Source organism: Mucilaginibacter sp. OAE612 (genome assembly GCF_041806395.1).
Classification (GTDB): Bacteria; Bacteroidota; Bacteroidia; order Sphingobacteriales; family Sphingobacteriaceae; genus Mucilaginibacter; species Mucilaginibacter rubeus.
This window is the reverse complement of the sequence record NZ_JBGMUW010000001.1, coordinates 6770619-6785532: the sequence shown is the minus strand read 5'-3', so window position 1 is coordinate 6785532 and position 14914 is coordinate 6770619. Positions and strand designations below refer to the sequence as shown.

Here is a 14914-nt window from a genome sequence, read left to right as displayed (position 1 = left end):
CAACATTCAAACATTCTTAACAACTGTTCAATACAAAGCATTGATAATTAATAACAATGGATACAACAGGCAAGCGATGAGTGATTCTGAAAAATTGCCCTAAAGATTTCTACCTTTGGCAAAAGTAACAATTATGGAGCCTAATATTTCAGATATCCTAAAACGTTTACATATAAACGATATTAATGACGCCTTTAGTACAGGCAGTACCTGGGGTAGCAGCGACTGTGCCGCGGCAAAAGATATAACATCGCCGGTCGACGGCAAAAAAATAGCAGCAGTAAGGCTGGCAACCGAAGCAGATTATAACCAGGCGGTTGAGCAGGCAGCCAAAGCATTTAAAACCTGGCGTAAAACCCCGGCACCTAAACGCGGCGAAATAGTGCGCCAGATTGGTGAGGCCTTACGCGCAGCCAAGCAGGACCTGGGCATCCTCGTATCCTACGAAATGGGCAAAAGCCTGCAGGAAGGCCTGGGCGAAGTGCAGGAGATGATAGATATTGCCGATTTTGCAGTTGGCTTAAGCCGCCAGCTTTACGGTTTAACCATGCACAGCGAAAGGCCAGAGCACCGCATGTATGAGCAATATCACCCGCTGGGCATTGTAGGTATTATTTCGGCATTTAACTTCCCCGTGGCGGTTTGGAGCTGGAACTCCTTACTTGCCTGGGTTTGCGGCGATGTATGCATCTGGAAACCATCCGAAAAAACGCCTTTAACGGCTATTGCCTGCCAGCATATAGCGCAGGAGGTGTTTAAAAAGAATAATATTGAAGAAGGTGTTTCATGCCTGGTTATTGGCGACCGTAACATAGGCGAACTTATGGCTGCTGATACACGCGTTCCGTTAGTATCTGCCACCGGCTCAACCCGTATGGGTAAAGCTGTAAGTGCCGCGGTTGGCGCAAGGCTGGGCAAAAGCCTGTTGGAACTTGGCGGTAATAATGCCATCATCATCAGTGAAAATGCCGATTTAGACATGTCGCTCATCGGCGCGGTGTTTGGCGCCGTGGGTACTGCCGGCCAGCGTTGTACCAGTACCCGCAGGCTTATTATTCATGAAAGCGTTTACGAGGCATTTAAGCAAAAGCTGGTTAACGCTTATAAGCAGATCAGGATTGGAAATCCATTGGATGAACACAACCATATGGGCCCGTTGATTGACACCGATGCTGTTGCCTTGTATCTTGAGTCGATTGAAAAATGCAAGGCCGAAGGCGGCAATTTTGTGGTTGAGGGCGGTAAGCTGGAAGGCGTTGGTTATGAATCTGGTTGCTATGTTAAACCGTGCATTGCCGAAGTTGAAAATCACTTTAAGATAGTGCAGCATGAAACCTTTGCCCCTATCCTTTACCTCATCAAATACAATACTATTGAGGAGGCTATCGATCTGCAAAATGGTGTTCCGCAGGGATTGTCATCGGCTATTATGACCAATAATTTGCGCGAGGCAGAACAATTTTTATCCTACGCAGGTTCTGATTGCGGAATTGCCAATGTTAACATCGGTACATCGGGCGCCGAAATAGGCGGCGCTTTCGGCGGTGAAAAGGAAACAGGCGGCGGCAGGGAGTCAGGCTCGGATGCATGGAAAGTTTATATGAGGCGGCAAACCAATACTATAAACTATTCAAAAACGCTGCCTTTAGCTCAGGGGATAAAGTTTGATTTGTAAAGTCTGAACCAGGATTGGGGGCGATTTTTAAGATTTATGGGATTTGCTTGTCCTATTTATAAGTAGGACGGGAATAAAATCCCGATTTATAAACAGGATAAGAAATAAAATCCTGGCCATCCACATAATCCACCCAAATCCCGGTTCGGATAGTTTCACTAACGCCCCGGAAAATAAAAATTAACCTAAATGAAAGTCGGCACGTAAAAAGCCGGAAGATTAAACTAAAACAATTTATTAAGTCTTAGATAAGACATACTATAACACAAGTTCATGTTCAAATTTTGCAAGTACGTAAGCGCAACCACTTTATCAGCAGCATTATTAGTTAATTTACCGGTATCGGCACAACAGGCACCTGTTGCCGACCCCGCCCCGCCAAAAGCCTGGCACCTGCTTGATTTAAAGGAAAGCGGCTTTTACGGCATCAGTTTAAAGCAAGCATACCTGTTTGTACAAGGCAAAAAAAGCAAACCTGTTCTCGTCGCAACTATCGACAGCGGTGCCGACACCCTGCAAACGGACCTAAAAACGGTGCTATGGGTGAATAAAAAGGAGATCCCGGGAAACGGCATTGATGACGACCATAATGGCTACGTTGACGATATACATGGATGGAACTTTTTAGGCGGCCCCGGCGGCAAAGCCGACTTTACCGAAACCACAGAAGAGGTACGTGAATACAATAAATTAAAAGGTAAATATGCTTCGGTTACGGATTCGACCGCTACCAATAAAAAAGAATATGCTTACTGGCTGCGTGTTAAAACGGTTTATGATTCAACAGTAAACAAGGCCAATACCGAAATCGGCCAGCTTTCGCCGGTGATGAACGCGTTGATGGTTACCAGCGGGTATATTAAGCGCGGTCTGAACTTACCGGCAAACGGCACTTTTACCCAGGCCGACCTTGTAAAGGTTAAAGCCACTAATGACACCCTAAGCCAAAGCAAATATGTTTGGGAATCGGTGTTTTCGCAGGAGGGCGCGGGTTCTACCAATGCCAAAATCATTAAGGACCTGAGCGAATACCTGGCGAAACTTAACAATGATGTATCGCCCGACCTTACATCGCGCAAACGCATTGTAGGCGATGATCCGGATACAATGGATGGCAAACCATATGGCAATAACCTGGTAAAATTTGCAGATGCGGCACATGGCACCGGTGTGGCCGGGCTCATTGGCGCGGTGCGTAACAACAATTATGGTATCAATGGCGTGGCCGATAATGTAAAACTGATGATCATTAAGGCCATCCCTAATGGCGATGAATATGATAAAGACGTAGCCAATGCTATACGCTACGCGGTTGATAACGGTGCCAGGGTGGTTAACATGAGTTTCGGAAAAAAGATCTCGCCGCACAAGGAATGGGTAGATGCCGCTTTCAAATATGCTGCCTCAAAGGATGTTTTATTAGTGATGGCTGCCGGTAACGATAACCAGGATATGGATCTTCAGCCCGAATTTCCAAATGATATTTTTTTAGATGGCTCATCAAGCGATGCTGATAACGTGATTAGCGTTGGTGCATCGGGGCCCAGAATGGGGCAAAACCTTGCCGGTGATTTTTCCAATTACGGCAAAAAGAGCGTTGATATATTTGCGCCAGGGGTAAAAGTTACCTCAATTACTACCGATGCTGAGGTTGATACAGAAGACGGCACCAGCTTTTCGTCGCCAATAACGGCAGGCATTGCGGCTTTGATATTAGAATACTATCCAAGCCTGAGTGCTAAGCAGGTAAAGGAAGCTATTTTAGGCTCGGCAACACCGCTAAGGGGCACCATGGTATTAAAACCCGGCAGCAAAACCGAAAAGGTTGATTTTACAACGCTATCCAAAACCGGGGGCATAGTCAATGCATACAAAGCGCTGCAAATTGCCTCAAAAATGAAGGGCGAGGTTTTATCAAACTAATTCCATAAAGATAGAACAGTGATTTTTGCATTGCGCAAAAATCACTGTACTCCAGCCTTTTACCTTTCTCCTTTTACCTTTAACCTCCTCAAAAGGGCAAAATAAAAAAACACTTTCCAGTTATGGTATTTTTCTCTACATTTGCGGGCTAATTGTTGCTCATTGAAATCGCTTAAAAAATATTCGATTCCCTTTACGGGGCTTAAACTTGGGAAACACCAGTTTGAGTATGACATACAGGATGACTTTTTTGATGAGTTTGAATATTCGCTCGTAAAAAAAGCAACCCTGCACTGTGAGGTTGAACTGGATAAGCAGGAAACTATGCTGATCCTGCATTTTAAGATAGACGGCACAATTGATACTACCTGCGACAGGTGTTTATCGCAACTGCCGCAGCAGGTTGATATTACTGAACAGCAAATAGCTAAGTTCAGCGATGAACTGATAGATGAAGACGAGGAGATCATTACCCTTGGCAAAAACGATCATGAGATTGATATAGCCGGGCTGATTTACGAATACATTAACGTTGCAGTGCCGTTTATATCGGTTTGCGACAACGAGGGTGAAACCCCTTATTGTGATAAAGAAATGCTTGAAAAACTAAATAGTTTTTCGGCAAATGGTGAACAAAGTGAGCAAACAGACCCACGGTGGGATGCGCTCAGGAAAATGAATAAATAATTAATATTAGGATATTATGCCACATCCAAAGCGGAAATTTTCGAAATCAAGGAGAGATAAACGCAGAACGCATTACAAAGCGGAAGCTCCAACTTTAACTACCTGCCAAACTACAGGCGCTGTGCATTTGCCGCACAGGGCATATACTGTTGATGGTAATGTTTACTACAACGGTAAAGTTCTTATTGAGAAAGCAGCAGTAGCATAAGTTTAATTTTCTGAGAATGAAGATTGGCTTAGATATTATGGGCGGTGATTACGCTCCCAAAGCAGCTGTTTTAGGAGCTATCGAAGCGTATAAAACTTTATCTGCCGACCAGAAACTGGTACTTATTGGCGATAAGGAAGTTACAGTAAGTATTCTTCAGGAAAATGGTGTAAGCCCTGATAACTTCGAATTTGTACATACAACCGAAGTTATTGGTATGGGTGAACACCCTACCAAAGCTATTGTTCAGAAGCCTGATTCGAGCATATCAGTTGGTTTCCAGCTGTTAAAAAGCGGCGAAATCCAGGCATTCTCATCAGCTGGCAATACCGGCGCCATGCTTGTTGGTGCCATGTTCAGCGTGAAAACTATTCCGGGTGTTGTACGTCCGGCAATGACTACTATTGTACCCAAACTTAAAGGCGGTTTGGGTATTTTGTTGGATGTAGGTGCCAATGCCGATTGTAAGCCCGATGTGCTTGTTCAGTTCGGCGTGCTCGGCAGCTTGTTTGCCCAAACCGTTTATGATATAGCCAATCCACGGGTTGCGCTCATAAATATTGGCGAAGAAGAAGAAAAAGGTAATATCCTTAGCCAGGCCACCTACCCATTAATGAAAGCTACATCGTTGTTTAACTTTGTAGGTAATGTTGAAGGACGCGATCTTTTTAGTGAAAGCGCCGACGTTTATGTATGCGACGGTTTTACCGGCAATGTAATATTAAAGCTTGCTGAATCGTTCTATGTTATAACGCGGAAAAAACAGCTAAAGGACGAGTTTTTTGACAGGTTTAATTATGAACAATACGGTGGCAGCCCGATACTGGGCGTAAATGCTCCCGTTGTTGTTGGTCACGGCATCTCGAGCCCCGAGGCAATAAAAAACATGGTCCTTTTATCAAAGAACATGGTAGAGAGTAACCTCGTTGATAAAATAAAACAAGCATTCCAGTAATTTTATAAAGATGAGTAAAGTTCATGCCGCTATTACCGCAGTACATGGTTACGTTCCCGACTATGTATTAACCAACCAGGAACTGGAAACGATGGTTGATACAAATGACGAATGGATAACCAGCCGTACCGGTATCAAGGAGCGGCGCATATTAAAAGGCGAAGGCCTTGCTACATCAGATATGGCGGTCCCTGCTGTTACCGAGCTGCTCAGAAAACGCGGCATCGGTGCCGATGAGATCGATCTTATCATCTTTTGTACTACAACCCCCGATATGATCTTCCCCGCTACAGCAAATCTTTTAGCGCATAAAATTGGTGCTAAAAACGCATGGGGATTTGATTTGCAGGCAGCCTGTTCAGGCTTCGTATACGGTTTAACCACCGGCGCTCAATTTATTGAAAGCGGCAAGCATAAAAAGGTGCTGGTTGTTGGCGGCGATAAAATGTCGGCTATTATTAACTACCAGGACCGTGCTACCTGCATCATTTTCGGCGACGGCTGCGGCGCGGTATTGCTTGAGCCTAATGAAGAAGGCAACGGAGTTATCGATTCTATTTTAAAAAGCGATGGTTCGGGCAGTCAGTACCTAAACCTGAAAGCCGGCGGTTCATTGAAACCGGCGAGCCATGAAACGGTTGATGCTAAAGAACACTTCGCCTACCAGGAAGGCCAGGCCGTGTTTAAATTTGCGGTAACCAATATGGCCGATGTTGCGCACGAGGTAATGGAACGCAACCACCTTACCGGTGATGATATTGCCTGGCTGGTACCACACCAGGCCAACAAGCGTATTATCGATGCTACTGCAAACCGTACAGGTATAAGCTCAGATAAAGTGATCGTTAACATCGAGCGCTATGGCAATACCACCAACGGCACCATCCCGCTTTGCCTGTGGGAATGGGAAAGCAAGTTTAAAAAAGGGGATAACCTCATTTTAGCAGCCTTTGGCGGTGGCTTTACCTGGGGTTCAGTTTATTTAAAATGGGCTTATTGATGTGCTGATTCCAGATGTGCGGATGTGCCAATTTACATAAAGGAGGTATATTCATCACATCAGAAATTTAAAACATCTGTAAAAAGTACATGTTATCTGCTTAAGGGAATAGAAAACAGACCGCTTAATTACGATAGCCGGTCATTTTAAAAGCTAATTAATCAACACATAACTTGCATATCTGCGCATTTGCATATCTGCACATTTGACTATAACTTAGATATAAACTTTGTCCAAAACCAATTAATCCTTCAACATGGATATTAAACAAATTCAGGACCTTATTCGCTTTGTTTCCAAATCGGGCGTGAACGAAGTATCAATCGAGCAAAAAGATTTTAAGATCACCATAAAAACCAACGAGGTGCAACCTACAGTGGTTCATGCCACTATTCCGGCAGTTACGCAACCTGTTACACAGGCATTGCCATCTGCTCCGGCTCCTGCGCCTGTTGAGCCTGCTGCACCGGCTGCTCCGGATACATCGAAATACATTACCGTTAAATCGCCTATGATCGGGACTTTTTACCGCTCATCAAGCCCGGATAAACCTATGTTTGTTAATGTTGGCGATGAGATCAAACCTGGTTCTGTAGTATGTATCATTGAAGCTATGAAACTGTTCAATGAAATTGAATCAGAAGTTTCGGGCCGCGTGGTAAAAATCCTTGTTGATAACGCCTCACCTGTTGAGTACGATCAACCCCTGTTTTTAGTAGAACCAGTTTAATTGATGCGCGTATGTGCAAATTACAGATGTGCAGATGATATTTAATTCGTTTGCACATTTATAATTTACATATTTGCCCTTCAATCATTCATTAATATTTTTCATCTGCATATTTGCACATCTGTAATTTGCATATTCAAGAAAAACAATGTTTAAAAAAATATTAATAGCTAACCGTGGCGAAATCGCCCTTCGTATTATCCGTACTTGTAAAGAAATGGGTATTAAAACGGTAGCTGTATATTCAACTGCAGATCGCGATAGTCTTCATGTTCGCTTTGCCGACGAGGCTGTTTGTATCGGCCCGCCGCCAAGCCGCGATTCTTATTTAAATATTCCTAACATCATTTCGGCTGCCGAACTAACCAATGCAGATGCGATCCATCCAGGTTACGGTTTCCTGTCTGAAAATGCTAAATTTTCGGCCATTTGCGCTGAGTATGGTATCAAATTTATCGGTGCTACTGCCGAGCAGATCAACCAGATGGGTGATAAAGCTTCGGCCAAAGATACCATGAAAAAAGCCGGTGTGCCTATTGTTCCCGGATCTGATGGTCTGCTTGCCGATGTAAAATCGGGTATTGCTATCGCCAATAAAATAGGTTACCCTGTTATATTAAAAGCAACTGCCGGCGGTGGTGGCCGTGGTATGCGTATTGTTTGGAAAGACGAAGAGTTTGAGAACGCCTGGGACTCGGCCCGTGCCGAATCAGGTGCAGCCTTTGGTAACGATGGCTTATACCTTGAAAAGTATGTTCAGGACCCGCGCCACATCGAAATTCAGGTTGTGGGCGATCAGTTTGGCAAAGTATGCCACCTTTCTGAACGTGACTGCTCTATCCAGCGCCGTCACCAGAAACTGGTTGAGGAATCACCTTCCCCTTTCATGACCGAAAAACTCCGTAAAAAGATGGGTGAGGCAGCTATTAAAGGCGCCAAAGCTGTTAAATATGAAGGTGCCGGCACTGTAGAGTTTTTGGTTGATAAAGACCGCAACTTCTACTTTATGGAGATGAACACCCGCATCCAGGTAGAACACCCGGTTACCGAAGAGGTGATCAACTTCGACCTGATCAAAGAGCAAATTAAAGTAGCTGCAGGAATCCCTATCTCTGGTAAAAACTATGAGCCAACAATGCATGCCATTGAATGCCGTATCAATGCCGAAGATCCGTTTAACGGTTTCCGTCCGTCACCGGGTAAAATAACCAACTTCCACTCTCCTGGTGGCCATGGTGTACGTATTGATACACACGTGTATACAGGCTATGTTATCCCGCCAAACTACGACTCGATGATTGCCAAGGTAATTTGCGTGGCCCAAACACGCGATGAGGCTTTGAGCACCATGGAGCGTGCGTTGAGCGAATTTGTGATAGAAGGCGTGAAAACTACAATTCCATTCCATTTAAAATTATTGAAGGATCCTAACTTCCGTGCTGGTAATTTTACCACCAAGTTTATGGATACATTTGAATTATAAAAATAAATTCAAACTATCTTCATACTATAAAACGTATTTAGCACTATAGCGTTGATACAGCGGTATATATTACAATGAGCGAGAACAAGATCATCAAGGCCATAAAGGATAAAGGTAAAACGTTAGAGGCAGAAATGTCGTTCTTTGATCACCTCGAAGCCTTGAGATGGCACCTCGTAAGAGCTTCGGTAGCAATTGTAATATTTACCGCTGTTGTTTTTTACTACTACGACTGGATCTTTGATACCATTATCATGGGGCCCAGCAAGTCAACCTTCTGGACTTACAGGATGCTTTGCAAAATTGGCGCCGCCCTGCACCGTGATGGTTTTTGTATTGACAAAGTAAACATCAAGCTCATTAATACCGAAATGGCGGGCCAGTTTACCCTGCAAATCAACTCGGCATTAATTATCGGTATCACATTGGGCGTCCCTTACCTGATATGGGAGATATGGCGTTTTATTAAACCCGCATTGCATGACGCCGAGCGTAAAGCCGCTACCGGCTTTGTGTTTTATGCCTGTGTGCTTTTCTTTTTAGGGATCACTTTTGGTTACTTCGTGATTACACCGATGTCTATTAATTTCCTGTCGAGTTATACGGTGAGTGCGGCTATCCAAAATTTATTTGATATCGATTCTTATATCTCGTCGGTAGCTACCCTTACCCTGGCTACAGGCGTTGTTTTCCAATTGCCTATCATCGTGTATATATTGGCCAACCTGGGTGTCATGACACCTAAGTTCATGAAAGAAACCCGCCGTTACGCTATTGTAGTGATCCTGATCATAGCCGCCGTGGTTACCCCTACTCCTGATATGCTTACGATGACCGTAGTTAGTATCCCGCTGTTTGTTTTGTACGAGGTTAGTATAGTTGTAGCCGGTCTTGTTGAAAAACGGAGGATTAAAAAAGAACAGGAGTTAGATAAAGCGTAATTGCCTTCTTTAAACCGGCAGCATGCTTTTTTAGTGAATGAAAACTACAAAAAAGGCGAGATTCGCATATTTTTCGGGTAAGTATTTCCTTTTTTAAGCAATTACAAACTGGCCGGTTTATAACAAAAAACTTACCTTTAACAAGCGATAAAACGTTATACTTTTGATAAATGAAGCAAGGATTAAAAATAGCTATCGGTTCGGACCACGCCGGGTATGATTACAAAAAAATTTTAACAGAGGCGCTGTCTTCTGTCGAAGTAAAAGATTTCGGCACCTATTCATCCGAATCGGTTGATTATCCTGATTTTGCACATCCTGTAGCCAATGCCGTTGAAAGCGGTGAGTGTGACCTGGGGATCCTGATTTGCGGCGCCGCCAATGGCGTTGCCATAACTGCCAACAAACACCAGGGCATTCGTGCAGCCATTTGCTGGAAAGAAGAAATAGCGGTACTGGCCCGCAGCCACAACAACGCCAATATAGTTTGCGTACCTGCCCGCTTTGTTACCCCCGAAGAAGCGAAGGCTATAGTAACTACATTTTTAAATACTGAATTTGAAGGCGGCAGGCATGCTAACCGTGTAGAAAAGATAGCCTGCATGTAATTAGGTTAAAGGGAAAAGGCGAAAGGTTAAAGGTTTTTTATCTCTTCGTTTATTTTGCAAAATGCAGCTGCCTTTTGCCTTTCACCTTTGCCCTTTTAACCTCAGAAAAAGAACTATTAACTAAAAGAATGAATAAATTACCACTATTGCTCATCGCGCTGGCTTCGGCAACGACAGCCTGTGCCCAGCAGAATGCCACGGCAATGAAATATGCCGGGCTGATAACTGCTGAAGATGCGAAAAAGCACCTGAGCATCCTGGCTTCGGATGCCTTTGAAGGCCGGGAAACAGGTAAACCCGGCGCCGAAAAAGCCGCTAATTATATAGCCGGCGAGTTTAAAAAATTAGGGCTTCAGGCTCCTGTTAACGGATCGTACTTTTTTGATGTTCCTCTTACCGAAAATGCGTTAAAAGTAACAGCATTCACCGTTAACGGCAAATCATTTGAGTATGGTACCGATTTTTATTTAGGAGGTGCGTTCCCTGATAAAAGTACATCTGTAAGTGATATCGTTTTTGTTGGCTACGGTACCGATGCCGAAATAGGCAGCACTGATCTGGCGGGTAAAATTATACTTTGGATCAACGAAGATAAGCCCGAAGCAGGAGCAACACCAAATACCAGCTATCGCATGAGCAATGCGCGTATGAAGGTTGTAAAAAACTTACAAAGCAAAAATCCCGCTATCATATTAGCTGCTAACCCGGGTATTGCAGCTGCACTGGCCCGCTTTGGAAAAAGCGTAACAAGTCCGCGGTTAACTATTAAAGATGACGCAGCTAAACCGGCAAACACCAATGCCCCTGTATTTAACATCACGGCTGCATTAGCTGACGAACTGGTAAAACCAACCGGTAAAACTTATGCTGATCTTAAATCTGCTTCTGCAGCAGCAGTTACCCCTGCTACTGTTATAAAAGATAATGTAGTTATAAACTACGCAACTACTAAAAAAGATGTAAAAGCAGTTGACGTATTAGGTTACATGCCTGGTACCGACCTGAAAGATGAAGTATTGATCTTTTCAGCACACTATGACCATATCGGTTTAAACCCTGATGAAAAAGCAAAAGATAAAGTGAACAACGGCGCCGACGATGATGGCTCGGGTACTACCGGCATTTTGGAAATTGCCCGCGCTTTTGCTAAAGCTAAAAAAGACGGTCACGGCCCCCGTCGCAGCATCCTGTTTTTAGGTAACGTTGGCGAAGAAAAAGGTTTATTGGGCTCAGAGTATTATTCAGACCATCCTGTATTTCCATTGGCTAACACCATTACCGATTTAAATATTGACATGATTGGTCGCGTTGGTGAAGAATACATCGGCAAACCCGATTCTGCAAATTATGTATACCCCATCGGCTCGGCCATGCTGAGCAAGGAACTGCATGAAATTGGTGAAAATGCCAATAACACTTACACCAAGTTAAAGCTTGATTACAAGTATGACGATCCAAATGATCCAAACAGGTTTTACTACCGCAGCGATCATTATAATTTTGCAAAACATGGCGTACCAATCATTTTCTACTTCAACGGTGTACACGCTGATTACCACCAGCCGGGCGACGAAGTAAGCAAGATCAATTTCCCGCTGCTGGCCAAACGTGCTCAACTGGTATTTTACACCGGATGGGAGCTTGCCAACCGCGATAAACGCCCTGTAGTGGATGCAGCGGCTGCCGGAGGGAAATAGTGAGTGGTTGATGGGGAGAGTGGTTCTCTCATCAAATAAAACACAAAAGGCGCACAATATGCGCCTTTTGTGTTTTATAAATAACTGCCGCGGGTTTAGCGCAGCGTAACCCATGGGTTGTATCGGTTAAGTTTTCAACTTAACCACTGAAGCTGAAAGCTTCAATTATTTAGAACCACGGGTTACGCTGCGCTAAACCCGCGGCAATGAGAAGCTTTTAAAACTTTCTAACATGTTATCTGTCCAAAAACAACCACTCACATAATCAACTAAATCAACCACTCACTCAAAAAATAAAACAAAAATCCTACTTTCGCATATATGGGAGCAACCGCTGAAGAATTTTTGGTAAAATCGGAGGAGAAGGCTTTTGATGCCGATCACCGTCGCATCATCAACTTCAATATTGACCGGTACAATACAGCGGTATCACGGGGCCTTTCGCGCATTATCAATTTAGATAATGCCAAAAAGAAAGGTCATGTGCTTAAATGGAAGGTGATGGAAAACCTGGATAAGTTCCTACCCGAATTTGAGGCCAATTTTCAGAAACGAGGCGGCAAGGTGATTTGGGCTAACGACGTAGAAGAGGCCCAGCGTGAGATCCTGAACATCATCAAAAAAGCCAACGCCAAAACTGTGGTGAAATCCAAATCGATGGTTACGGAAGAAATTCACCTGAACGAGTTTTTAGAGAGCAATCAAATAGAATCGCTTGAAACCGACCTGGGTGAATATATAGTGCAGCTGTTGGGCCAAAAGCCATATCATATTGTTACCCCGGCTATGCACCTCAGCAAGGAGGATATCGCGAAACTTTTCCACGAAAAATTTGGCACCCCTATTGATGCCACGCCCGAACAAATTACCCTGAAAGCCCGTGAGTTGCTTCGTAAAAAATATGTACAGGCCGATGTAGGTATCACCGGTGCCAATTTCTTATTAGCGGATACCGGCAGCATCGCTATCAGCGAAAATGAAGGCAACGCGCGCCTTTGTACTACATTCCCTAAAATCCATATTGCCATTGTGGGGATCGAGAAGATCATCCCTTCCATTACCGATCTGGACTTGTTTTGGCCAATGCTATCTACTCATGGCACCGGGCAAAATCTTACCGTTTACAATACTATATTAAGTGGTCCGCGCCGGCCGGATGAAACCGACGGACCTGAGGAAATGTACGTAGTACTGCTGGATAATGGCCGCACCAACCTGCTGGCAAAAAAAGACCAACGCCAGGGCCTTTACTGCATCCGTTGCGGGGCTTGCCTTAACGGTTGCCCCATTTATAAAAACATTGGAGGCCACACTTATGCCACCACTTACAGTGGCCCGATAGGCTCTATTATTACTCCGCATACACAGGGGATGGAAAATTTTAAACACCTGAGCTATGCTTCAAGCCTGTGCGGTAAATGTACCGAGGTTTGTCCGGTTAAGATCGACATCCATAAAATGTTGCTCCTCAACCGCCGCGATGCGGTGAACGAAAACCTGGTTACCAATAAAGAACGCTGGGGCTGGGCTATCTGGAAAAAAGGAATCCTTAAACGCAAACTCACCGATTTTTTTGGCGGAGGCATGAAAAACTTCCTGCTTAAAACCTTCTTTAAACGTACCTGGGGCCATTTACGCGAGATGCCGCACGTAGCTGATAAATCATTTAGCAAGCAATGGCAGGAAATGAACAACACACCCGAAGAATAGTGCTATGCGTAAAATAATCTTAAACGTCGCTGTTAGCCTCGACAGCTATATTGAGGGCCCTAATGGTGAGTACGACTGGTGCTTTGACGACCAGGATTATGGCCTTACCGACTTTTTCAAAGCCTGTGATGCCATCTTCATCGGGCGCAAAAGTTATGAGCTGATCATGCGTACCGATCCAAAAATGTTTGCCGCCATGAAAATTTATGTGTTTTCGGATACACTTCATGATCCCGAAGCTGATAATGTTGAAATAATAAGGTCTGCTGATTTTAAAAACAGGGTCGAAGAAATCAGGAGCCAGGAAGGACGCGATATCTGGTTGTTTGGCGGGGCAGAACTTGTTGAAGCGTTTATCAAAAAAAATCTAATCTCCGAATTATTACTATCCGTACACCCGGTAATTTTAGGTAGTGGAAAACCCCTTTTTACAAATATAAAAGAACGCATTAACCTGGTATTGCTTGGTGCCGAACAATTTTCAAGCGGACTTATTCAACTCAGGTATATCGTCAAACCGTAGTTCAAATCTGTAATTACTTGAAAGTTAAAGGCCTATATGCCTGCTCTGCGCTTAGTTGCCCTATCCTACTTCAATAACCACAAAATCCTTTTGCATCCGTTTCACCTGCTCGGCCATGCGTTTAATAAACAGGTAATTTGCCGTACCGCCAATAACCGCGCCTACAACCGGAACCAGGCGTTCGGCGGTGCGAGTGCCTAATATCATCAGCATCCTTTCGGCAATGCCTTCCATCATGGATTTGGTGATAGCCACGCCGGCTTCCACCCTTACTGATGTTGCCACTAACGACATAAAATCGTCGAAACCATTATCATACGTGCCCCGATAATAATACATAATGCCCATAATAGCCCTAAACTGCTGGGTGATCAGATTGATGAAATCAAATGGAATTCCAGCTACGAGGGTAAACATCCCCCCGCTGCCTGCCATAGCCCCCGAACCTGCTGCAAGACAAGCGCACTGGTTAATAAAACCTTCGAGGCCGAGTTTATCAACGCCGTTTTTTATTTTAAGCTGATCGATGCTTTCAAATATTTTCCTAAACCCCATATGGGCAAGGCTTTCGGTATGCAACCGGATATCATTACCTATTTTATTGAATTTGATGAGTTTCATTGTTTATTAATTAATGGCAGTTATTAAGCTACTGTGTTATTAACAACAGATCCATCTGCGTGTTTGTAAATTTGGCGGAAACAGAACAATAAGTTTTAAGGGATAGCTAAACCATATTTTTCATCCTGGTCGGGATGGTTACTATAGAGGCAA

Annotated in this window: 14 protein-coding genes; 13 read left to right on the top strand and 1 reads right to left on the bottom strand. The window is 44.1% G+C overall.

All coding sequences use genetic code 11. The features are described from left to right. Positions 1–133: 133 nt before the first annotated feature. From ABID99_RS28555 to ABID99_RS28495, 13 genes are all read left to right on the top strand, one after another. Entirely contained in the window at positions 134–1675 is a 1542-nt protein-coding gene (locus ABID99_RS28555; RefSeq protein ID WP_373615863.1) for an aldehyde dehydrogenase family protein, read from the top strand. Between the two features lie 273 nt (positions 1676–1948). Further along, on the top strand, positions 1949–3598 hold the full coding sequence (locus tag ABID99_RS28550) for a S8 family serine peptidase (RefSeq protein ID WP_176628833.1): 1650 nt from the start codon (positions 1949–1951) through the stop codon (positions 3596–3598). A 162-nt stretch (positions 3599–3760) separates the two neighbouring features. After that, positions 3761–4285, top strand: a complete 525-nt coding sequence (locus tag ABID99_RS28545) for a DUF177 domain-containing protein (RefSeq protein ID WP_188834653.1) — start codon at positions 3761–3763, stop codon at positions 4283–4285. 16 nt (positions 4286–4301) lie between these two features. Next, complete coding sequence (gene rpmF, locus ABID99_RS28540; RefSeq protein WP_090534782.1) at positions 4302–4493, top strand: 50S ribosomal protein L32; 192 nt, start codon at positions 4302–4304, stop codon at positions 4491–4493. A 16-nt stretch (positions 4494–4509) separates the two neighbouring features. Continuing rightward, the gene (gene plsX / locus ABID99_RS28535; protein ID WP_176628831.1) at positions 4510–5448 is read left to right on the top strand and encodes a phosphate acyltransferase PlsX; all 939 of its coding nucleotides are present in this window, start codon (positions 4510–4512) and stop codon (positions 5446–5448) included. A gap of 10 nt (positions 5449–5458) precedes the next feature. Further along, positions 5459–6448 carry a beta-ketoacyl-ACP synthase III gene (locus ABID99_RS28530; RefSeq protein ID WP_373615862.1) on the top strand — a complete coding sequence of 330 codons (990 nt, stop codon included), beginning with the start codon at positions 5459–5461 and terminating at the stop codon, positions 6446–6448. A 256-nt stretch (positions 6449–6704) separates the two neighbouring features. Then, entirely contained in the window at positions 6705–7178 is a 474-nt protein-coding gene (gene accB, locus ABID99_RS28525; RefSeq protein ID WP_176628829.1) for an acetyl-CoA carboxylase biotin carboxyl carrier protein, read from the top strand. Between the two features lie 148 nt (positions 7179–7326). After that, the gene (gene accC / locus ABID99_RS28520; protein WP_090534775.1) at positions 7327–8661 is read left to right on the top strand and encodes an acetyl-CoA carboxylase biotin carboxylase subunit; all 1335 of its coding nucleotides are present in this window, start codon (positions 7327–7329) and stop codon (positions 8659–8661) included. Positions 8662–8735: 74 nt separating this feature from the next. Continuing rightward, positions 8736–9602: a twin-arginine translocase subunit TatC gene (gene tatC, locus ABID99_RS28515; RefSeq protein WP_090534774.1), complete on the top strand. Its 867-nt coding sequence runs from the start codon at positions 8736–8738 to the stop codon at positions 9600–9602. Between the two features lie 170 nt (positions 9603–9772). Continuing rightward, positions 9773–10210, top strand: coding sequence for a ribose 5-phosphate isomerase B (gene rpiB / locus ABID99_RS28510; RefSeq protein WP_090534772.1), 438 nt, complete (start codon positions 9773–9775; stop codon positions 10208–10210). Positions 10211–10338: 128 nt separating this feature from the next. Beyond that, positions 10339–11907: a M28 family peptidase gene (locus ABID99_RS28505; RefSeq protein WP_373615861.1), complete on the top strand. Its 1569-nt coding sequence runs from the start codon at positions 10339–10341 to the stop codon at positions 11905–11907. 321 nt (positions 11908–12228) lie between these two features. Beyond that, on the top strand, positions 12229–13617 hold the full coding sequence (locus ABID99_RS28500; RefSeq protein WP_373615860.1) for a LutB/LldF family L-lactate oxidation iron-sulfur protein: 1389 nt from the start codon (positions 12229–12231) through the stop codon (positions 13615–13617). A gap of 4 nt (positions 13618–13621) precedes the next feature. Continuing rightward, complete coding sequence (locus ABID99_RS28495; RefSeq protein ID WP_373615859.1) at positions 13622–14140, top strand: dihydrofolate reductase family protein; 519 nt, start codon at positions 13622–13624, stop codon at positions 14138–14140. Positions 14141–14200: 60 nt separating this feature from the next. On the opposite strand, the gene ABID99_RS28490 is transcribed toward ABID99_RS28495, so the two are convergent. Beyond that, positions 14201–14761 (bottom strand): hypothetical protein, encoded by a 561-nt coding sequence (locus ABID99_RS28490; RefSeq protein ID WP_354486998.1) that lies wholly within the window; start codon positions 14759–14761, stop codon positions 14201–14203. Between the last annotated feature and the right edge of the window lie 153 nt (positions 14762–14914).